A 21284-nucleotide genomic window follows, 5' to 3' on the forward strand; every position below is an offset into this window, starting at 1 on the left:
CTGAGTCATAGGTTACCGGTCCGTATGGCTGCGAATCGCCCAAAATTCCATGTCCAGCCCCGGGAATTCGCCGGCCAGGTGCAGGGCGAAGGCGCTGGATTTTTCCATCTGTTTCCACAGGTCGCCGCCTTTTTCCAGCTCGAAATAGGTATAGCCGGCGTGATAAGGGATCTGGCGCGGCGCGACGGGCATGGTGCGCAGACCGATGCCCGGCAGCTGCAGCTGCACCAGATCGCGGATGCGCGTGACCGGGGCGATCTTCATTTGCGCCGGGAAGTGGGTCAGCAACACCTCGGCGGCCACGTCGGCGCGCACTGCCAAGACGAAACCGAAGTCGCGCATCATTTTGGTGTCCTGCACGGTGGCGACGTTCAACCCGTGGGATCGTTCGACCAGCGTCAGCTGAATGGCGTTGTCTTCCAGCACCACTGACAATCCTTGACGCAGCAACAGCATCAGCTTACCGAAGCACAGCGCCAGGTTGTCGTGGTCGTACACCGGCAGGCGGCCTTCCGGGGTGCGCTGCGCCGAGAAGCTGGCGAGTTCGGTGGCGAACTGCAGCCAATCGGCGAACAGGCGCTCCGGGTGCAGATGGTCGAGGTGGTAGGCATGGCTCACCTGACCGAGATGGCGGTTGATCAGCTGCAGCAGCATGAAATCGACCATTTCGGAACTGCCGCCGCGGCCCGGCTGCAGCAGGCGTTGACTCATCTGCTGGCTGCGCTGTTGCAGCAGGCCCTGCAGATCGTTGATGAAGGTCTTCAGTACCGGGTTGCTCTGACAGTTCAGCATCGGCGGGATTTGCGCCGTATCGAGACGCAGGCTGTTGTCGCCGCGCTTTTCCAGCACGCGGGTGACGCCGAGCGCCGTCCATTCGGCGTTCAGCTCGCTCTCCAGCATCAGCCGCAGGCGCAGGCGGCCGAACTGCAGCGCCGCGCTGCCCACCGAGACGGCGTTGAGATCGTCGACTTCGTTCTCGTAGGCCAGATAGCGCGCCAGCGCTTCCGGGCTTTCCTGAAAGATCACGTCTTCACGCCCTGCGCGGTAAGTCGGCAGGGCCAGCACCACGTTTTCACCGGTCTTGTTTTCGGCGATGCTCAGCGGCGCGGGCGCCTGCTGGGCACCGGCAAAGCGAAACGGCGTGCCGTCCGGCATGATGCCGCTGGCGGCGTTGAGCGCAATCTTGCCCTGGCGCAGCAGCGTTTGGTCCAGATCCAGGGTCAGGAACCCCCAGAAACAGCCGCTGTGGGCCTGGCCCCAGTTGCGCATATAGCCTTCGAGATAGTTTTCCGCCTGCTGGAAATGGTGAGGGCGTAAAAACATCCCCTCAGTCCAGACAACCTTATGAGCATCTTTCATCATCACACCTATAGTTACTTCGCTTCAGCGCAGCGGTAGATCAGTCGACCTTTTTTACGGGGCGCAGGCCATTCACGCCCGCGACGATATGCGCTTCCAGCTCATCCGGCGAGAATTGCCATACCTTGTAGAAATTGGTTTCGGTGGGCTCCGGCAGCGGCAGCGAAATGCGCCAGGCCTTGCCGTCCAGGTTTTGATACTCGGCGATCACGCCGATGTAACGTGCGTCCAATGCGCTTTGCCCGCCGAGCGTCTTGCCGGTCTGGCCCGGCGTCAGGAAGAACTGATCGCTGTCCAGCAGGCTATTGCCGAGCACGCTTTTGGCGTCGTTTTGCAGACTGAAGAAGTCGGCATCCATGAATTCCGCATCCGAACGCAGCAGCAGCACGCGAATTTTTATCGGCGCCGGTTGCGCGCCGGCGGCGGCGTTGACCTGGCGATCGGCATCGAACACCAGGCTGTAGCGCGACGGCACGCTTTTGGCGGAAGACATGCAACCGCCGAGCGCCAACGCGCCCAGCAGCAGAAACAGCATCCCGCACCAGCGGGAAGCGATAGGGGTCGTCATCATGGGAATCTCGTCGCCCGCAGGCGTACTGACTACTGGAGGATCCAGGTGGCTGAGCCGGCGTTTTTACACGCCTTGCTGTCGCCGCCGACTTTGACGCAGTCCTGTTTGGCGGCGCGCGCGCGGCGCGGCAGATCTTTGCGCAGCGTTGATTTGTAGCGCGCTTCCGGCACGCCGGCGTTGGCCTGGATATAACCCACCAGGTCGCCGCCGCGAATGGCGGAGATCGCCAGCCAGTTGTTTTCCACTTCGCCCAGCGCGTAGAACGCGGCGGCGTTGTCCAGGCTGCCGACGGCGGTGCCGGTATAATCGGGGCTGCTCATGATGCTGGCGGCGTACAGGCTGCGGTATTCCTCACCGATCGGCTTGAACTGTTTCGGCGCGCTCACCGCGGCGCGGTGCTTTAGCGTGACGCCATTGACTTCACTGCTGACGATGGCGTCGTTATTGAGCGCCGGCGGCGGTGGCGGCGGGGTGGAGCAACCGGCAAGCATCAGGGCGGTCAGCAGCGTCAGGGTAATCCGTGTTTTCACAATGTCCTCTTTTTCTTGATTGAATGGCTGTGTAATAAGGCGCCGTCATCAGGGCGCAAGCAGCAACACTTTTAATTGGCTCGGCACGATGCGCATGCCGAGCGCGTTGGTGGAATTCTGCAGGCTGAGGCTGGTCAACCGGGTGGCCGGGGTGCCTTTGAGCAGCACGGTAAAGGCGCCGGTCAGGTGGCGGGACGGCCCCATTACCGTGCCGGAAGCGACGCCGGTGGCCACGCCGGGGTTGTCGCCGTTGGTCAGGGGCGTCACCGTCGCCATGTTGTGTGCCGGGGTGCCGACGAACAGAATGTTGAACGCATTCGGGATGGCGGTCGGCGCCAGGGCGATATCCGGGTAAGGCACGGGCACCGGCGCCGGGCTTGGCGTCAGACAGACGTCGGGAAACGCCAGGTCCACGCCGATCATTTGGCTGTTGGCAAACATAAAGGCCTCCGCAGGTTATCCGACGTGGATTTGTTCCGAATCCAGCTTGGTGATGTCTTTCGAGGTAATCAGCGTGTTGCGCGCATGAATGCGGGCGTAATCTTCCGCCTGGTAATCCAGCTGCCCGGCGCGCACGTGCTCGGTCTGGCGCACTTTGCGGAACAGCGAATGGCTGATCTGGCTGACCGAATGCCACAGCGACTCGCAGCGTTTGCCGACCAGGCGGCTGAGGCTGACGAAGGCCGACAGCTCTTCGCCGCTGTATTTCATCTTGTCGACGTGGCAGTCGCCGCTGTTCGCTTGCAACGTCATGGCGTCGCCGCTCAGGTTCAGCGCCTGCGCGCCGTGCAGCGACAGAGAGCCGTTCGGCGTTTCAATGTGCAGATCGCCTGCGACGCAGAGCCGCGCCGCGCTTTGCGGCTCTGCGCGCTCAAGGACGGCGATCGCCCACAGCTGATGGCCGCAGCCGGCGACCAGCACGTTATCGCCGAGGGCCGGCGTCAGCAGGCAGCTCGCCGCCCGGCGGCAATGCCAGCCGCGGCCTTCGCACTCCACCACCAGGCTGCCGTCCGGCAACAGGTTGACGACCTGGCCGGCGGCCTGCTGGGGCGGTGCGATGTTGACGGCGCGAGTTGTGTTGGCAACGCTCATGGTGATCCCCTCGTGAAGTGGTCAATGCATTCAGATTCGGCTCTGGCGCTGTGCGCTCCAGGTTTCGGCGGCGTACAGTTCTTCGTCGCGCTCGAGGATCCCGCTGCGATCGCCCCAGCGCGTTTGCTGCTGGTGGGCGCGGTGCATGCGGGTGCGCATAAAACGCGCGCGCCGGAAATCGGCGGCGCCGATGTCGGCGTAACAGAAGTCGGCGTAGGTCAGGTCGCTGTCGCTGAAATCACAGCGCGCCGCGCGGCTGCGCTGGAACACGCATTGATACAGGCGCGCCTGGCTAAAGTTGGCGGCGTCCAGCGTCGCTTCGCTGAAGATCGCCTGATCGAACTGCCCGTTGCGGCACTGCGCGTGGGTCAGATTGGCCTCCAGCCACAGTGACTGCTGCGCTTGCACGCCCGTCAGGTTGGCGCGCAGCAGCGAAGCGCCCTTGAAGTTGCTTTGACGCAATGTCGCCTGGCTGAAATCGACGTCGTCCAGTTGGTTATCGGTAAACTGGCAGGCGATGAGACGCTGCCCGGCGTAACTTTTGCCGCGATGATCACATTCGAAAAACGTGACGCGGTCGAAATCAACCCCTTCAAACCTTGTTTCACATAGATTTAATCGAAATAACGTGACAAGTGACAGCCTCGTATGGCTTAAATCTGCGCCGTCGAGCGGGCTTTCGTAAAAGGTGGTGCGATCGTGCTGAGTGGCGGAAAAATTCGCGCCGGCCAATTGGCATGACATCCAGTGGCTTTGGTTGAGCGACAGCCGGCTAAAGTCGCTCTGTTCAAGCCGGCAGTCGTTGAACATCGTCAGTTCGATATGGCTCTCGCTGAAGCGGCCGCCCGCCATGGCGCACTGATTGAAGGCCGTTTGCTTCAGGTTCGCCCGCGCAAATTGAGCGTGTTCGAGCCGGCAATCGCTGAAGACGCTGTCGCGCAGATCGCAATCGGAGAAGTTCACGCCGTTCAGGTTCAGTTCGTTGAACATGCCGCCGGCCAAATCCATACCGGCGAATGACAGGCCGTGCAAATCCTCACCGGCAATCAGCTCGCCGCGTTTCACGCGCTGGCGTATCTGCTCAGGTTTTGACGTCATACTTCCTTCCCGTTGTGGCGAGGCAAGGTTTTCACCCTGGCGGTATAGGCACCGTCGAGCCGGGTCGCCTGATCCACTTGCGACTGCGACAAATCGGCCCGGAACAGATTGGTGCCCTGCAGGTCGGCGCCTGACAGCACGCATTTTTGCAGGATCGCCGCGATGAAATTGGCGTCGCGCAGGTTGGCCAGGGACAGATCGCAGCGAATAAACAGGCTGCCGCTGCCGTTGGCCTGACGGAAATCGGCCTCGTTCAGCCGGGCTTCCGACAGGTCGCAGTTGTCGAGGCGCGCACGGCTGAAATTAGCCCGCTGCAACGGCATCTGGCGCAAATTGCACTGGTTCAGCGTCGCGTCGCCGAAATCCGCCTGCGGCAACAGCGTCTTTGCCGCGAAGGCGCAGGCGGTGAGGCGTGCGGCGCGGAAGCTGAGGCTTTGCGTCTCGGTATCAACCCAGGCGCAGCTCTCTAGCCGCGCCCGATCGAAGTTCACCGCCAGCAGCCGGCATTTGACGAAGCTGACTTTGTCGAGCCGGGCGTGGCTGAATGTCAGCTGCTCCAGTTGCAGCTCCATCAGCGTAATGTTGGCCAGCGTGGCGCGGTTGAAGTCACACTGCCCGAGCAGGGTTTCGTATCCCAGCAAGTCGCGTAACGACGCCATCGTGAAATCGCAGCGTTGAAACAACGTTTGCTGAATGTTGGTTTCGTGCAACTGCGCGCCGCCGAAATCCGTCGCTTCACATTTCGCCAGGGCTAAGGAGGCGTGGCTCAAATCGGCCTGCTGTAAGACGGCGCCGCTGAGATCGGCGCGCGCCAACATCGCCTCGCGAAGATCGCAACCCACCAATTGGGTTTGGCGCAGATTGGCGTTTTCCAGCAAAGCGCCGCGCAAGTTAGCCTGGCAGAGATCCATGCCGGACAGATCGGCGCCGGTGAGATCCAGGCCGCTGAGATCCTTATCGCGCAGCATGGCGGCGGCGACGCGTTGGCGAATGATTTGCGCCAGATCGCCACGCAGGCGCAGTGCAGGGCTTTGCGCCTGTGCCGACATTAAATACATTTGGTGCAGCGCGCGTTCGCTTTCCCCACGCTGTTTATCGCTAAATGCGTCAGGATGCCGGCGTGCCTCCTGGAACAGCAGATCGCGTTGCTGCTGGTAGCTTTCCGCACCGGATGGCGGCACGTGATCCCCACCGGGATTGAGCGGATCGATACCCTCGGCTTGCGTCAGCTTGAGCATGTCCTGATACTGCGCCTCGGCCTGGCTTTCCAGACGCTCGACGAATTCGGCGAGCTGGTCCAGCTTCGGCGGCGCCTCTTGCGACGGGTGCGGGAAAAGTTCATCAATGTCTTGCCCCTCGCGCAGCAGACGCTGGCGATGCTCTTCGCGTTGCTGGTGCTCGTAGGCGGCGATATTTTCCGCCATCGGGCTTTGCTGCGTCGGCGTTTCCGTATCCAGCCAGGCGCCGATGCACGCCTCCGGCAACAACTCTTGCTCACGAAAAGCGTGCAGAGCACCCCGTTCTTTATCCAGCCGCTGGGCCAATACCTGCCGATAATGCGCGGTGGAGCGGGGCTCGCCTTCGGTTTCCAGGGCCGGCATCAGCTGCATCACGTCGGCGGCATCGTCTTCATTGATGCGTGCGCTGCCCTGATAAATCAGCAGCATCTGTTCCCGATGGGGGAAGAACCAGACGGTGGTGTGGCGCATCGCGATCTCTTCGAAATGCGTTTCGCCGCCGCGCAGCCGGTTGATGAAGCAGCGCGCGCGCCACGGCGGCAAATGCCCTTGCTGCACCGGTTCTGAAGGGTGCATGTTCCAAATCCGATAGGCGGCCCGGGGCGGCAAGCTGTCGCGTTGAGGAAACTGCTGATCGCTTTCCGCCATGTTGAACAGGCGCCAGTCGATATCGTTGGCGAAGCCGGGAAAGCCGTTTTTCAACCAGTCGGCGTCGTAGTTTTTGCCGATGCGGGAGAAGCGGCGCGGCCAGGTGATATCCAACGCGTCAAAGCTTGCCGGTTGCGCGCTTTGCCGAGAAGACGCAAGGCGCCCCTGCAGGGGTTCAACATTGGGTAGACGATGGATGCGGCCTTGCGGAAATGTTTCTGGGGTGGCGCCGATGCCGTGCGGATTATCGGCGAACTGTGCGCCGCCGTAAGCCCGGCGCCAGTCCAGACGCATTTCTGAAAAAGGGAGGGGAGTAGAGGGACGATCGTTGATCCAATGGCGATCGCCGAAAACCACCAGCGTTTTTTCCAGCGAATCAAGCTGGATCTTCACGGCGCAAGCGGTTTTGTCTTGTTGATGATGGGTGTAGGCATTGCCGGTGGCGAGAAACTCCGCGCAGGCTTTTGGGATAGCCAAATCGAGCACGCCGCCGCTCAACGTGAGTTCGTCGGCGGCCAACTGCCACAACTCCGGTTCGGGACGCAGGCGCGGGGCTGCCCCCATGTCGGCCAAGGCCAAAACGGAAACGCCCAGATGGTTTTGCCCTTGCCAAGAGAAGGGACGATGAAGCGCGCTGAGGCGCAGAGGTTTTACGACTTTCATTGTGTGTGTAAAGCTTCCTGTGGATATCAGCCGGCAGCCAGGCTGCTTGCTCAAAAACAATCCGTTTTTCGGTTTAATAGATATCAGGCTATGTCACAACAGATGAAGAAAACGATGCGGCGTTCAGAGCCGATCGCCAATGCGGGGAGCGCCCCGCTTCGAAATGGATGATCAAGAGGACAGTGCGTTGTCCTTTCCGCTTATTCCACGAGCCAGCAGCACGGCGGCCACGGACAACGCCGCGGCGATCGCCTTGGCGATCAATTGGCCGGCGCTCTCCAGGTGATAGGGCGCAAAGAAGCCGATGTCATTGGTGCCCAGGATCAGCAGCGCGGCGAGCGCCGCAAAACAGGGCAGCTCTATCGCCAGCGCCAGTCTGCCGGTGGGCGCCGCACCCAGGTAACTCATCAAAAAGCCGGGAAAAATCAGCAATCCGATCAGTTCTGCGGGGGCATTTACCGCAGACATCACCTGCTGGTTGTATTTCAGGAGCGCCAGCATCAGCGCGACAAAGATCAGCAGCCGCACAGGCAACGTGGCCGCTCGGTTGGCCGACAAAAAGGTTTTGCCGATCGCAGCGAGCAATACGCAGCCAACCAGGATGCCAAAGAAGGTAAACAGGACTTGTCCCCAGAGGCTGTCCTGCGTCGAAAAGGCAATGAACGTGCCCATCGTGACACTTCCTTATGCAAGGTTATTTCGCGAACTGATGAACGGTAAGCCGTTTACGGAACGTTGAAATCGGATCGCGTGATTGAAGGGATGCTTTTCGCTCAAAGCCGGGAAAGCTCTTCGATCACCGCTTTTTTGGGATTCTTCGGATCGTACTTTATCGCGATGAAATGGCCCGGCTGATAACGCGGCAGATCCACGACGCTGATCGGGCCTTTCGCCACGGCCGTATGGTTTTTCCCGTCTTGGGCGATGTACTTGACTTCGACTTCGCAGACCGGCCGATTCCCGTCCCACAGGTTGGTCTGGCGAATGCTGACGATTTGCCCTGAGGCGGAAATACCGTTCTCCATCACGCTGAGGGAAGAACCGATATGTTTGAAATAACCCCAGATATCGACCGTGATGAATTTGAAAAAGCCCACCAGGCTGAGAATGGGAGCCAATAAAATCAAACCGATAACGGTGAAAACATTTTTGGCCTTCGACATGGGAGTCCCTTTACAAGAAGATCGCCAGCGCCTTGGTGCTCAATCGTAAGGCACCGTTGGTCACCAGCGCGCCAAGCTGCGTGAACGTCATGGGATCATTACTGAGCTTGAAATTGGTTTTGCTGATCGACAGCGGGTTGTGCGAGATATCCAGCATCGTGTGTTTCAGGCTGGCTCCTGTCAACGCAAGATTTGAACCGTAAAAGGCGAAGTTGGCCCCGGTCGCCACCCATTTCAAGCCGTGGCAGTTATCTTTCCAGCTCGGTGTCTGCACCGATACGCCGTCCGCGCTGGTGATATTGATCGTTTTCGCCTTGATGGTCAGCGTGCCGGTGATCGTGGTGCTCTGATCGTTTTTGTAGGTCTCGGTGACATCCCCGGTTACGGTGGCGGTTTGGCCGCCGCCTTTAATCGTCAATTCCTGCCCGCCGGCGGTGATGGTGGTGTGCTGCCCGCCGGAGGTGATGTTGACCGTCTGCCCTTGCTTGATGGTGCTGGTTTGTTGCCCCTCGGTAATGTCGAGGGTCTGGTTGCCTTTCACCGTGACATGCTGGGTTTGCGTAATGTTTTGCGTCTGCGCGCCGTCGAGCTTGAAGGACTGATTGCCGGTGATGTCGATTTTATCGCCACCGTCGATAATCGTCAGGTCGCGGCCGCCTTTGATGTTCACCGTCTGGTGAGCGTTCAGGTTGGCGGTTTCCAGCCCATTGACCGTTGTGGTGCGTTTCGCTTTGTACAGGAACGTGGCGTCGCCGGTGACGGTGTCGTCCTGCTGGCGACCGATGGTGGTGGTGCGACTGCCGTCAATATTGACGTTCTTGTCGTTCTCCACCGTCATGTTCATGTTGCGTTCGGCGTGCATGTCGAAAGATTCGTTGCCGGGCGAGTCTTCCAGGAACAGGAAGCTGGCGTTGTCGACGCCGCCGCCTTTGCTGCGGCTCATAAAGCCCATTTTGGTGGCGTCGCCGGGCAGATCCCACGGTGGCATGCTGTCTTCGTTGTAAACGCGGCCGGTGATGATGGGGCGATCCGGATCGCCGTTGATAAAGTCGACCACCACTTCCTCACCGACGCGCGGGATCTGGATCCCGCCGTATTTCCAGCCGGCCCAGGCGCTGGAGACGCGCACCCAGCAGGAGCTGGTTTCGTTGCCGCTGCCGTGGCGATCCCAACGGAATTTGAGTTTCACCCGGCCATATTTATCGGTCCAGATGCTTTCGCCTTCCGGGCCCACCACTTCGGCAGTTTGCGGGCCATGGGTTTTCGGCCAGGGCGTGGTGCGCGCCGGGCGCCAATTGATATCCGCCGGAACGACCTGAAATTCGGTTCGCTGTTCGCCGACATCGTTATCGTTGCTGGTGTAGCTGTTCTCCTGCATGAAGTAATGTGCGCTGACCACCAGGTAGGTGCGGTTGTCTTCCATACGCGGCGCCTGGGTCAGTTGAAAACGATAGCCGGGCGCAATGCCCTGCGAATTGCCTTCGCCGCTCATCTGCTCATGCTGCGCTTCGAACTCCTGTTGGCGAACCTTGACGTAAAACTGGCCATGGGCGTGATCGGTATAACGGCCGGGCCAGTCGAACACCTCGGCTTTGTCCTGCGCGAATGAGGCGGGATTTTGCCGGGCCTCCAGCAACCGCGCGCGCGGCTTGCGAAAATCGTAGTCATCCAGGCTATACAGGCTGGGCGTGATGGCGTCAGAAACGCTCCAGCTGTTGATGCTGTCTTTGTTTTCCACCAGGCCGCCTTCCGCGAGCTGATAGGGAATGCTGGCGTAGCCGGCGAGTTCCTGATGGGCCGCCGGCGCGTCAGCCAGCACCAGCGTATGGCCGTCTTGCTGGTGCGTGAAATAATAATAGATGCCTTCGTGTTCCATCAGGCGGCTGATGAAATCGAAATCGCTCTCCTGGTACTGCACGCAGTACCCCCAGATGCGGTAGTCGTAACTCAGGCGGTTATCGATCTTCACCTGATACTGCCCCAGCACCTGAGTCAGGATGTCGGGAACGGTCTGTTCCTGGTAGATGCGAAAATCGCGGTTTTGCGTCAGATACCACAGCGTGGGGCGCAGCACGGCGCGGTAGATATAGTAACGGTTGCCGCCGGCTTCTCGTCCGGAGAGGGTCATGCGCGTGATATTGCCGTTGAGATAACGCGGCGCCAACGGATTGCCCCGCAGTTCCAGCGTGATTTTTTGTCCCAGCAGCGCTTTCAGATCGAGCCGATTGTCGGGGCTGAGCAGCTCGACGTCGAATTCGAACAGGCCGGCCAGTTTTTCCTCACCGGAAAGGCTTCTGAACAACAGTTGATTGGCGGGCAAAGGCGTGTGCGCAATGATAAGGCGATCCATACTATATCCCCGGTTTAGGCATAGCTACCGCACGAGATTTGACGCGCGATCCCGATGGCGTATCTGTCACGAATTGAGACAGGGGCTGACGAAAGATTTAACAAAGTTTACACAAAGGCACGATTTGTGCAGTCTACAATAGAGCTCTGCATTTGCAAAATAGCCTTGTGGATCAATGCTCAATTCGTTAACTCGCTCACGATCTGGTTTTTTATTATCTAAAACATATAGATACGCGCAGATCTTTTTTTATCCCAAATTATTGGTCAAATGGTAATACCAAATAATAAATCTGTAACACTTAAGTCAACGTGTTTATAAAACAACTCTTTTTTTCCGTGAAAAAAGTCACTGAGTATTTTTTATCCTTACCATTCGTTAGTTAAAGATGATCAAATATATAAATTTACCGAATGTTAATTCGGATGATTCCTATTTGGCCGGCGTGAAAAGCCCGCGGTGCGGGCCTCCGACGGTGAGTCTGAATGGTTGATAAAGCAGCAATTGATGCGGTTAGCGCGGAAGGGGATCGAGGGAAAGTCGGCTTATCAGGTCACAGAGCCAGATTAAGGCCGGGTCGCGTTGCGCCTGTCGGCCGGCGATCAGCTCAATGGGGAAAGGCGCGATGGCCAACTCCTTAGGCAGCGGGAGAATGCGTACGCGTTGCGGATCGGAAAAACGCCGGGCCACGCTGGCGGCCAGGGTGGCGATCAGATCGCTGTCGGCGACCACCGCCGGCAGGGCGACGATGTGCGAAAAGGTCACGGCAACGCGCCGTTGACCGCCAATTTCCGCCAGACGCCGGTCGACCAACCCTCTGGCAGAGCCGTCGTCTGCCGGTGCGTACAGCCCATGCGGCAGGCTGAGGTAGCGCGCCAGATCCCAGCGGCCATCCGCCAGCTGTGGGTGTGAACGGCTGGCGATACACACCAGATGTTCTTCAAACAACGTGCGCACATAGTGGCTTTCCGCACCGGAAAGGTGCCCTCCCAGCGCGATATCCACCTCGCCGCGATCCAGTTGCCGGTAAATATTGTGGCGATCCAGGCGCGAAACGCGAATATCGATGCCGGGTGCCGCCTGACGCAAACGGCTGATGATGGCGGGCAGCAGCAAGATATCCGCATAGTCGCCGGCGGCCAGCGTAAAACGCCGCTGCCCGGCGGTGGCCGGATCGAAACGGGCCGGCGGGGCCAACGCCAAATGGATTTGCTCAAGCACCCGCTGTATCTGTGGCATAAGTTGGTGGGCGCGCGGCGTGGGCGCCATGCCGCCGCCGCTGCGGACAAACAGCGGATCGTTGAGCAGAATGCGCAGTCGCGCCAATGCATTGCTGACGGAAGGTTGCGCGCGGTTAAGACGCCGGCCTGCGGCGGTGACGTTGCGCGTCTGATACAGCGCTTCAAACACCACCAGTAAATTGAGATCGACGTTGGCTAAATTCATTTTATGAATACTCTATATACAGATAATCCATTTCCAGAATCTTACAGCGTTCCCTAGGCTGGTAGCACACGAATGTAGCCTTCAATCAGGGGAAATGATGAACAAAGTGTTAATCACCGGCATTGAGCCGTTCGAGGGTGACGCGGTGAACCCTTCCTGGCAGGTCGCGCAGGCATTGGCCGGAGAGCGTATCGCCGGCGCGGAGATCGCGGTGCTCGAGTTGCCGTGCGTATTGGGCGTGGCCAACCAGCAGTTGATCGCGGCGATTGAGGCATTGCAGCCGCTGGCGGTGATCTGTCTGGGGCTGGCCGGCGGCCGGGCCGAAATATCCCTGGAACGGGTAGCCATCAATCTGATCGATGCCCGCATTCCCGACAATGCCGGTAAACAGCCGATTGACGTGCCGGTGGTTGCCGGCGGGCCGGTGGGCTATTTCAGTACGCTGCCCGTCAAGGCCGCGGTGCAGCAACTGCGCCGGCAGGGGATCCCCGCGGCGGTCTCTTATACGGCGGGCACCTACAACTGCAACCACATTTTTTATGGTCTGCGTCACTATCTGGAGATGCAGCATTCGCGGGCCAGAGGCGGGTTCGTGCATATTCCGTACAGCCATGAACTGGCGGCAGCGCACCCGGGCAAGCCGAGCATGGCACTGGCGACGATGGTGGAAGCGGTGCGCACTGTCGTTCAGGTGACGCTGACGGTAGAGGAAGATGTGCGATTCGGCGACGGCGCCGTACATTAAAAGCAGAGCGTGGCGTACCACGCCCTGCTACGGGTTATTCGTCGGCGACGCGGATCACCAGTTTGCCGAAGTTTTTGCCTTGCAACAGGACGATAAACGCCTGCGGCGCCTGCTCCAGCCCGTCGACGATGTCTTCGCGGAACTTGATTTTCCCCTGTTCGACCCAACTGCTCATTTGTTGCAAGAACTCGTCAAAGCGTGAGCCGTAGTCGTCGAAGATGATAAAGCCCTGCATACGGATGCGTTTGCGCAGGATCAGCCCCTCCAGCAGCGGCAAGCGGTCCGGCCCCGCAGGTAACCCGGTGGCATTGTAATGGGCGATGATGCCGCATACCGGAATACGCGCTTTGGTGTTCAACAGCGGCAGTACGGCGTCGAACACCGCCCCGCCGACATTCTCGTAATAGATGTCGATACCCTGTGGGCAGGCGGCGGCCAACCGTTCGGCAAAGTCTGGGGCGCGGTGATCGATACAGGCGTCGAAACCCAACTCTTCCACTACATAGCGGCATTTTTCCGCACCGCCGGCGACGCCGACGACGCGGCAGCCTTTCAGTTTGCCGATTTGGCCGACCACCGAACCAACCGCACCGCTGGCGGCGGCCACCACCAGCGTTTCACCTGCCTGCGGTTGGCCGATATCGAGCAGCCCCATGTATGCGGTAAATCCCGGCATGCCGAGCACGCCCAGCAGGCGGGAAGGGTGCGGCAAATGCGGGCCGAGGTTGCGCAGGCCGCTGCCGTCGGACAGCGCATATTCCTGCCAGCCGTCATACCCCAATACCCAATCGCCGACGTTGAAATCGGGATGCTGTGAGGCCGCCACGCGCGATACCGTACCGCCCACCATCACCTGACCGATCTCCACCGGCGGCGCATAGGAGGGGGCATCGCTCATGCGTCCACGCATATAAGGATCCAACGACAGATATACGGTGCGCAACAGCAGTTGGCCGGCGCCGGGTTGCGGTGCGGGGACGGTATCGAGACGGAAGTTCGCCGCTGTCGGTTCGCCGTTCGGACGCGAGGCCAGCAGGAAGCGGCGGTTCTGTTGAGAAGGGGACATCGAAAGCTCCTTTGTGGTGCGGCAAACAAGGTCCGTTAAGCCTAGTGCAGGAGCGCTGAGGCGACGTGACCGAATGTGCTTAGCTCAGAGCGGAACAATCAACACGTCGATATGACTGATATTGATAAAGCGGGCGGCGGAACAGGAGACTTTGTTCATCATGCTGTCTCGGTGATTGCCGCAGAGCAGCAGGTCAAACGGCTGACGGCGGCTGGCGAATGCCAGGCTGTCACCCAGCTCGCCATGCACGATCAGCGTATCGGCGATAGGGTAGCCGGCGCGTTGGCGCAGTTCCTGCATAAACAGCCGGGTTTCCTCTTCCATCAGCGAGCGCAAATCGCCCAGCATCGGCCCGGCGAAATTATTGTACATTTCCGGATTGGCGAGGGTGCTTAACAGGGTGATGCTGCCGCCGTAGGGGCGAACGATGGAGACGGCCTTTTCCACCAGGCGGTGGCTGTCAGGGGCAACGGCGACGGTGACCAGAACGTTTTGATACCCCATATCCGACTCCTTGTTGTATCCATCGTGTTTCAGGCTGCTGCAGCGACGGCCTTGGTGGAAGTACTGCGTCGGATAAAGGGTAGAACCTGGCGGGGGGAATAAATGTGTTTCATATCACGCGCGGCAATAAAAGCTGAATGTGCCCCGGTTATATAGCAATAAAAGATAAAACCGTTGCCGCACGTAATTTCACTGAATTAAAGCACCTGTGCCCACAGCGTTTTCGGCACCTTGCCCAGATCGAACAATTTACCGGCAACCAGCTCGGCGCGACGGTGGTCGGCGGCACGGTACATATTGCTCATTTCCGTATCGTTTTCAATGGAGTAGTTCAGTTTGTCGTACACCTTCTCCAGGCTGTCCAAAGAGGAGCATTTACGAAATGTCAGCAGATATTCGAGCGTATCGGTCATGATTAAAATATAGCCTGTTAATAGTTAAAGCCGGGTGAATAACACATAGCGACTCACGGCGACGCCGTCGAGGCAGCGATGTACGACCTGACAAAAATCATTTCAATTAGATAAATTGCACTGGGTAATGATGTCGCGCCGCCCGTAGCGGCGCTTTGGTAAATCATAATATGCCAGTGCGCCGTCAGCAATCTCAGCCTGCTGATTAATGGAGAAATAGGGAAAGTCTCAGGGCGGTTGACGGTCGACGCGTCGTCGTTCGTGCTGTGGGCAAGCACAAGGTGCCGTGCCGGGCCTCTTTTGGCTGATTTTTTCACCCGGCCGTGGCGCCGCCGCGGCATTGGGCGATGTTTGTCGCCGCTGCTTGCGTTGAAAAGCCGTTTTGTTCGATGAAGAAATATGAACAGTAAAACAAAACTGCGTTTTATTTTATGACAATGAAGCAATGAAAGCCAAAGCCATGTAAATAATCTCTGGAGGGAGGGGGAATTATCTCGGCGTCAGAAAAAGAAATAAAAAGCATTAAAGTTTTATGAATTGCTGCCGATATAACGTTTTGGGGGAATTTAACTCAAAAAAAGCACTCTTGCATCGTGCTAATACGGAAACATATCGTTACGTCTGTTGGCTTGTTCACTACGCCTGCGAATCATTGATAAGCCATAATCACCTGATGTTGAAAATTAGAACAGCCTCAGGCTGAAGGCTTAAGTCAAATCCGATAGCTAATAACCTCATAGTTTACATTGGTTATTTTTCAGCTTGGATATTTTTTAGTAACTCAAATGGTTATTTATACTGAGTTTGTTGCCTATATGCAGATTTTTGTTCTGTTATTTTGGTTTGGTGATGCTTTTGTTCGAATTGATCTAAAAAAGATAATTTTTTGGCGGATAAACATTGTTTTTAAGACGTTTTTTTACCTGTGGCTATTTTATGAGCAAAATGGCGGTCAATAAGTGACCGTATTTGGGGGTATTTGGCTTAATTATTTTTTATTTTTGTGATCTATGTCACATTGTATTTAAAATTGCCTCTCACTTACATTGTGTGTGCTAATGGTTCGGGGGTAGAGTTGCGCTGCTTTAGGAATAATCTTATTAAATTTGTAAAAATAGTTTCATGGTGACTAAACACTATCGAAGCAGAATGCTGTACATCCATACACGTTGGTTTACGCTCGTAGCAAATACTGAACAGTGGTCGAATTTAGCGATTGTCGAAAATTATAGCAGTCGTTTTTGAGAGATTAATTTGCCAACTTTGGGAAACAACCCAAGTCACGGGCGATAAAATTTATCACCCAGCGTATGTTTTTAAACATAGTCTGTCGGGATGGGGAATATGGGTACGTCTGAATTACTTAAGCATATTTATGACATCAATCTGTCATATTTACTTTTAGCACAGCGTTTGATCAACGATGAAAAAGCGTCCGCAATGTTTCGCCTGGGTATTGATGAAACCATGGCCGATGCGCTGGCGCAGCTGACTTTGCCGCAAATGGTTAAACTGGCCGAGACCAACCAGCTGGTTTGCCACTTCCGCTTTAACGAAAGCCAGACCATCGAACGCCTGACCAAAGAGTCGCGCGTCGACGATCTGCAACAAATCCATACCGGCATTTTGCTATCAAGCCATTTACTGCAAGAGCTATCGAGTAAAGACGCTAGCCCGACGAAGAAAAGAGCCTGATGATGGTTGAGAAAAGTATCGTTCAAGAAGCCAAGGACATTCAGCTCGCCATGGAGCTGATTTCGCTGGGAGCCCGATTGCAGATGCTGGAGAGTGAAACCCAGCTTAGCCGCGGGCGCTTGATTAAACTTTACAAGGAGTTACGCGGCAGCCCGCCGCCAAAAGGAATGTTACCGTTCTCAACCGACTGGTTTATGACCTGGGAACAAAATATTCACTCGTCGATGTTTTACAACGCTTACCTGTTTCTGATGAAAAGCGGGCAGTGCAGCGGCGTGGAGGCGGTGATCAAAGCCTATCGCCTCTATCTCGAGCAGTGTCCGCAGCAGGCCGGCGAGGCGCCGTTGCTGGCGCTGACCCGTGCCTGGACGCTGGTGCGCTTCGTCGATAGCGGCATGTTGCAGCTTTCCGCCTGCAGCTGCTGCGGCGGCGCATTTATCACCCACGCGCACCAGCCGCTGAATGGTTTCATCTGCAGTTTATGCCAACCCCCATCCCGCGCCGTAAAAAGACGTAAACTTTCGCCGCAACTGGCCGATATTATTCCTCAACTGCTGGACGAGCAGGTCAAACGCGCCATTTGAGCCGCCACGTTGCCGGCTCTCGGCAATGAATACCGACGTGTGATACGCAGGGGCGGCATGCCGCCCCCAGACATGCAGCCTGGTCTGTCGCGCCAGGGCGCGTTTGCCCCACCTTCCATCCACATTGTTAATTTAAGGAATGCGTGTGCTAGTTATTTTGGGTTATCTCGTGGTATTGGGTGCGGTGTTTGGCGGCTACCTGATCGTGGGCGGTCATCTCGGGGCGTTGTATCAGCCGGCGGAATTTCTGATTATCGGCGGGGCGGGCGTCGGCGCCTTTATCGTCGGCAACAACGGCAAAGCGATCAAAGCCACGCTGCGCGCGCTGCCGCGGCTGATGCGCCGTTCCAAATACAACAAAGATCTGTATATGGATTTGATGGCGTTGCTGTTCCGTCTGCTGGCCAAATCGCGCCAGCAGGGCATGCTGTCGCTCGAGTTCGATATCGATAATCCGCAAGAAAGTGAAATTTTCTCTAATTATCCGCGCATCCTTGCCGATAACACTCTGGTGGAGTTCATTACCGACTATTTACGGCTGATGGTGAGCGGCAATATGAATGCGTTCGAGATCGAAGCGCTGATGGACGAAGAGATCGAAACCTACGAGCAGGAAAGCGAAGTGCCCGCCGGCAGTCTGGCGATGGTGGGCGACTCCTTGCCGGCGTTCGGCATCGTCGCGGCGGTGATGGGGGTGGTGCACGCCCTGGCTTCGGCTGACCGTCCGGCCGCTGAGCTGGGCGCGCTGATCGCTAACGCCATGGTCGGTACTTTCCTCGGCATTTTGTTGGCCTACGGCTTCATCTCGCCGCTGGCGACGTTGCTGCGCCAGAAGAGCGCCGAAAACGTCAAGATGATGCAGTGCATCAAGGTCACGCTGTTGTCGAGTCTGAACGGTTACGCGCCGCAGATCGCAGTCGAGTTTGGCCGCAAAACGCTGTATACCACCGAACGTCCTTCTTTCGTTGAGCTGGAAGAACACGTGCGCCGCGTGAAAGCGCCGGCGCAGCAGGCGACGGAAGAAGAAGAAGCATGAAACAGAATCATCCGGTCGTTCTGGTCAGAAAGCGCAAGTCGCATCATGCCGCCCATCACGGCGGCTCCTGGAAGATCGCTTATGCCGACTTTATGACGGCGATGATGGCGTTCTTCCTGGTGATGTGGCTGCTGGCGATCGCCAGCCCGCAGGAGCTGACGCAAATCGCCGAATATTTCCGTACGCCGCTCAAGGTTGCCCTGACCAGCGGCGACAAGAGCAGTTCCGAGAGCAGCCCCATTCCTGGCGGCGGCGACGATCCCACGCAGCAGCATGGCCTGGTGAAAAAACAGGTCGATTCGCCGGACTCGCGCGCCGAAGAGCTGCGCCTGAACAAGCTGCGCGAAAAGCTGGATGAGTTGATTGAGTCCGATCCGCGCCTGAAGGCGCTGCGTCCGCATCTGCTGATCAACATGATGGACGAAGGGCTGCGCATCCAGATTATCGATAGCCAAAACCGGCCGATGTTCAAAACCGGCAGCGCGCAGGTCGAGAGCTACATGCGCGATATTCTGCGGGCGATAGCGCCGATCCTTAACGACCTGCCGAACAAAATAAGCCTGTCCGGCCACACCGATGACATCCCTTACGCCACCGGCGAGCGCGGCTACAGCAACTGGGAACTGTCGGCCGATCGCGCCAACGCCTCCCGGCGCGAGCTGATCGCCGGCGGCCTGGCGGAAGGCAAGGTGCTGCGGGTGGTGGGCATGGCGGCCACCATGAGCCTGAAACAGCATGGCGCCGATGACGCGATTAACCGTCGCATCACCGTGTTGGTGCTGAACAAGCAAACGCAAGAGGGCATCGAGCACGAAAATGCCGAAAGCAACGCGATGGATATCGCCCAGCCGGACAGCCTGAAGCAGCTGGCGCCGTCGGCGACCGCACCGGCCAGCCAAACGCCGGAACCCTCGGCGACGGCCCCGGAACCGGTGGCGACAACGCCAGGCGCTCCACCGCAGGCATCCCCGGCGATAGCACCGGCCGATCAGGCGCCGGAACCACCGGCGTCCGCACCCGCACCGACTAACCGCGACTCACAGCCAGAGGTGACCCCGTGAGCATGGACATTAGCGATTTTTATCAGACCTTCTTTGATGAGGCAGACGAGTTGCTGGCCGACATGGAGCAACACCTGCTGGAGCTGGATCCGCTGGCCCCCGATATCGAGCCGTTGAACGCCATCTTCCGCGCGGCGCATTCGATCAAGGGCGGCGCGGCGACCTTTGGTTTTTCGGTGCTGCAGGAAACCACCCACCTGCTGGAGAACCTGCTGGACGGTGCAAGACGCCAGGAAATGAGCCTGAGCACCGAGATTATCAACCTGTTTCTGGAAACCAAAGACATTATGCAGGAGCAACTGGACGCCTATAAAACCTCGCAACAGCCTGACGCTGAAAGCTTTGAATACATTTGTCAGGCGCTGCGCCAGCTGGCGTTGGAAGCGCAACAGCAGCAAGAGGCGCCTGCGGCTCAACCGGCCGTTCAGCAGCCTGTCGTTAAGCCATCGGCCGCGCCGGCGGCGATCGAGGGCGGCATGCGCATCAGCCTGAACGGGCTGAAAGCCAGTGAAATCCCCTTGATGTTGGAAGAGCTGGGCAACCTCGGCGAGGTTAAAGATCCGCATCAGACGGAACACAGTCTGGACGTGACGTTGCTCACCTCCGCCAGTGAAGACGACATCAGCGCCGTGTTGTGCTTCGTGCTGGAACCGGAACAAATCAGCTTCTCGACGCCGACCCAGAGCGAACCGGCCATCGCAGAAGCGAGCTTACCGGAAGTGGCCGCCTTACCGGAGCCTGCGCCGGTCGCGAACGCCGCGCCGCCTGCCGCGAAACCGGCCGAAGCGCCAAAAGCGCGCGCCAAGGCGAGCGAATCCACCAGCATCCGCGTGGCGGTGGAAAAGGTGGATCAGCTGATTAACCTGGTGGGCGAGCTGGTGATCACCCAATCGATGCTGGCGCAACGCTCCGGCACGCTCGATCCGGTGAACCACGGCGATCTGCTGAACAGCATGAGCCAGCTGGAGCGTAACGCGCGCGATCTGCAGGAATCGGTGATGTCGATCCGCATGATGCCGATGGAGTACGTCTTCAGCCGCTACCCGCGGCTGGTGCGCGATCTGGCCGGCAAGCTGAATAAACAGGTGGAGCTGACGCTGCAGGGCAGCTCGACCGAACTGGACAAGAGCCTGATCGAACGCATTATCGATCCGTTGACGCACCTGGTGCGCAACAGCCTCGATCACGGTATCGAAGAGCCGGCTACCCGTATCGCCGCCGGCAAGTCGGCGGTGGGCAATCTGGTGCTGTCGGCCGAACACCAGGGCGGCAACATTTGTATTGAAGTCATCGACGACGGCGCCGGGCTGAACCGCGAAAAAATTCTCGCCAAGGCGGCTTCGCAAGGGCTGGCGGTCAGCGACAGCATGAGCGACGAAGAGGTCGGCATGCTGATCTTCGCGCCGGGTTTCTCCACCGCCGAGCAGGTGACCGACGTTTCCGGCCGCGGCGTCGGCATGGACGTGGTGAAACGGAATATTCAGGAGATGGGGGGCCACGTCGAGATCCGTTCGCAGGCCGGTAAAGGCACCACCATCCGCATCCTGTTGCCGCTGACGCTGGCGATCCTCGACGGCATGTCGGTCAAGGTGAACGACGAAGTCTTTATCCTGCCGCTGAACGCGGTGATGGAATCGCTGCAGCCGCAGGCGGAAGATCTGCATCCGCTGGCCGGCGGCGAACGCGTGCTGCAGGTGCGCGGCGAATACCTGCCGCTGGTGGAGCTGTATCGGGTATTCGAAGTGGACGGCGCCAAAACCGACGCCACGCAGGGCATCGTCGTTATCCTGCAAAGCGCCGGCCGCCGCTATGCGTTGCTGGTAGATCAGCTGATTGGCCAGCATCAGGTGGTGGTGAAGAATCTGGAAAGCAACTACCGCAAAGTGCCGGGCATCTCCGCCGCGACCATTCTGGGCGACGGCAGCGTGGCCTTGATCGTCGATGTCTCGGCGTTGCAAACCTTGAACCGTGAAAAGCGTCTGACGGACGCCGCCGCATAATAATGAGTTTATTGATTTAAAA

The 21284-nt window shown here is 58.2% G+C and carries 20 protein-coding genes; 6 read left to right on the forward strand and 14 right to left on the reverse strand.

From position 1 onward, the window contains the following. Positions 1-12 precede the first annotated feature (12 nt). From tssK to ACMGF9_RS08910, 11 genes are all read right to left on the reverse strand, one after another. Positions 13-1359 (reverse strand): type VI secretion system baseplate subunit TssK, encoded by a 1347-nt coding sequence (gene tssK, locus ACMGF9_RS08860; RefSeq protein WP_031299754.1) that lies wholly within the window; start codon positions 1357-1359, stop codon positions 13-15. Positions 1360-1399: 40 nt separating this feature from the next. Then, positions 1400-1930 carry a type VI secretion system lipoprotein TssJ gene (tssJ, locus tag ACMGF9_RS08865; RefSeq protein ID WP_015378277.1) on the reverse strand — a complete coding sequence of 177 codons (531 nt, stop codon included), beginning with the start codon at positions 1928-1930 and terminating at the stop codon, positions 1400-1402. Positions 1931-1959: 29 nt separating this feature from the next. After that, positions 1960-2460 (reverse strand): type VI secretion system accessory protein TagV, encoded by a 501-nt coding sequence (tagV, locus tag ACMGF9_RS08870; RefSeq protein ID WP_015378276.1) that lies wholly within the window; start codon positions 2458-2460, stop codon positions 1960-1962. A 48-nt stretch (positions 2461-2508) separates the two neighbouring features. Beyond that, positions 2509-2901: a DUF4150 domain-containing protein gene (locus tag ACMGF9_RS08875; RefSeq protein WP_004934933.1), complete on the reverse strand. Its 393-nt coding sequence runs from the start codon at positions 2899-2901 to the stop codon at positions 2509-2511. A gap of 15 nt (positions 2902-2916) precedes the next feature. Further along, entirely contained in the window at positions 2917-3552 is a 636-nt protein-coding gene (locus ACMGF9_RS08880; RefSeq protein WP_015378275.1) for a DUF3540 domain-containing protein, read from the reverse strand. 30 nt (positions 3553-3582) lie between these two features. Further along, the gene (locus ACMGF9_RS08885) at positions 3583-4650 is read right to left on the reverse strand and encodes a pentapeptide repeat-containing protein (protein WP_075684511.1); all 1068 of its coding nucleotides are present in this window, start codon (positions 4648-4650) and stop codon (positions 3583-3585) included. After that, on the reverse strand, positions 4647-7199 hold the full coding sequence (locus tag ACMGF9_RS08890; protein ID WP_118891936.1) for a DUF2169 domain-containing protein: 2553 nt from the start codon (positions 7197-7199) through the stop codon (positions 4647-4649). Before ACMGF9_RS08890 ends, ACMGF9_RS08885 begins: the two co-directional genes overlap by 4 nt. Positions 7200-7370: 171 nt before the next feature. Further along, the gene (locus ACMGF9_RS08895; RefSeq protein ID WP_015378272.1) at positions 7371-7871 is read right to left on the reverse strand and encodes a hypothetical protein; all 501 of its coding nucleotides are present in this window, start codon (positions 7869-7871) and stop codon (positions 7371-7373) included. A gap of 101 nt (positions 7872-7972) precedes the next feature. After that, positions 7973-8362 carry a DUF3592 domain-containing protein gene (locus tag ACMGF9_RS08900; RefSeq protein ID WP_004934914.1) on the reverse strand — a complete coding sequence of 130 codons (390 nt, stop codon included), beginning with the start codon at positions 8360-8362 and terminating at the stop codon, positions 7973-7975. Positions 8363-8372: 10 nt separating this feature from the next. Then, entirely contained in the window at positions 8373-10712 is a 2340-nt protein-coding gene (locus ACMGF9_RS08905) for a type VI secretion system Vgr family protein (protein ID WP_015378271.1), read from the reverse strand. A 513-nt stretch (positions 10713-11225) separates the two neighbouring features. Next, entirely contained in the window at positions 11226-12158 is a 933-nt protein-coding gene (locus ACMGF9_RS08910) for a LysR family transcriptional regulator (protein ID WP_015378270.1), read from the reverse strand. A 97-nt stretch (positions 12159-12255) separates the two neighbouring features. Between ACMGF9_RS08910 and pcp the strand changes: the two genes are divergently transcribed. Then, positions 12256-12903 carry a pyroglutamyl-peptidase I gene (gene pcp, locus ACMGF9_RS08915; protein ID WP_015378269.1) on the forward strand — a complete coding sequence of 216 codons (648 nt, stop codon included), beginning with the start codon at positions 12256-12258 and terminating at the stop codon, positions 12901-12903. 34 nt (positions 12904-12937) lie between these two features. Here pcp and ACMGF9_RS08920 read toward each other — a convergent pair whose 3' ends face one another. The 3 genes from ACMGF9_RS08920 to ydgT form a co-directional block, all read right to left on the reverse strand. Then, a complete protein-coding gene (locus ACMGF9_RS08920; RefSeq protein ID WP_414160206.1) occupies positions 12938-13969 on the reverse strand; it encodes an NADP-dependent oxidoreductase in 1032 nt (343 codons plus the stop codon). 84 nt (positions 13970-14053) lie between these two features. Then, positions 14054-14473, reverse strand: a complete 420-nt coding sequence (gene uspC / locus ACMGF9_RS08925; RefSeq protein ID WP_015378267.1) for a universal stress protein UspC — start codon at positions 14471-14473, stop codon at positions 14054-14056. Between the two features lie 197 nt (positions 14474-14670). Next, on the reverse strand, positions 14671-14886 hold the full coding sequence (gene ydgT, locus ACMGF9_RS08930; protein WP_004934895.1) for a transcription modulator YdgT: 216 nt from the start codon (positions 14884-14886) through the stop codon (positions 14671-14673). Positions 14887-16230: 1344 nt separating this feature from the next. Between ydgT and flhD the strand changes: the two genes are divergently transcribed. The 5 genes from flhD to cheA all read left to right on the forward strand — a co-directional run bounded on the left by flhD (position 16231) and on the right by cheA (position 21262). Next, positions 16231-16581 carry a flagellar transcriptional regulator FlhD gene (gene flhD / locus ACMGF9_RS08935; RefSeq protein ID WP_004934891.1) on the forward strand — a complete coding sequence of 117 codons (351 nt, stop codon included), beginning with the start codon at positions 16231-16233 and terminating at the stop codon, positions 16579-16581. Further along, on the forward strand, positions 16581-17165 hold the full coding sequence (gene flhC, locus ACMGF9_RS08940; RefSeq protein ID WP_016927281.1) for a flagellar transcriptional regulator FlhC: 585 nt from the start codon (positions 16581-16583) through the stop codon (positions 17163-17165). Before flhD ends, flhC begins: the two co-directional genes overlap by 1 nt. A 145-nt stretch (positions 17166-17310) precedes the next feature. Further along, the gene (gene motA, locus ACMGF9_RS08945; RefSeq protein WP_015378266.1) at positions 17311-18201 is read left to right on the forward strand and encodes a flagellar motor stator protein MotA; all 891 of its coding nucleotides are present in this window, start codon (positions 17311-17313) and stop codon (positions 18199-18201) included. Beyond that, positions 18198-19262 (forward strand): flagellar motor protein MotB, encoded by a 1065-nt coding sequence (gene motB / locus ACMGF9_RS08950; RefSeq protein WP_004934882.1) that lies wholly within the window; start codon positions 18198-18200, stop codon positions 19260-19262. The genes motA and motB overlap by 4 nt, the downstream gene beginning before the upstream one ends. Next, on the forward strand, positions 19259-21262 hold the full coding sequence (gene cheA, locus ACMGF9_RS08955; RefSeq protein ID WP_044031008.1) for a chemotaxis protein CheA: 2004 nt from the start codon (positions 19259-19261) through the stop codon (positions 21260-21262). Before motB ends, cheA begins: the two co-directional genes overlap by 4 nt. Positions 21263-21284 lie beyond the last annotated feature (22 nt).

Source organism: Serratia sp. BNK-23, assembly GCF_047456145.1.
GTDB classification, from domain to species: Bacteria; Pseudomonadota; Gammaproteobacteria; order Enterobacterales; family Enterobacteriaceae; genus Serratia; species Serratia nematodiphila.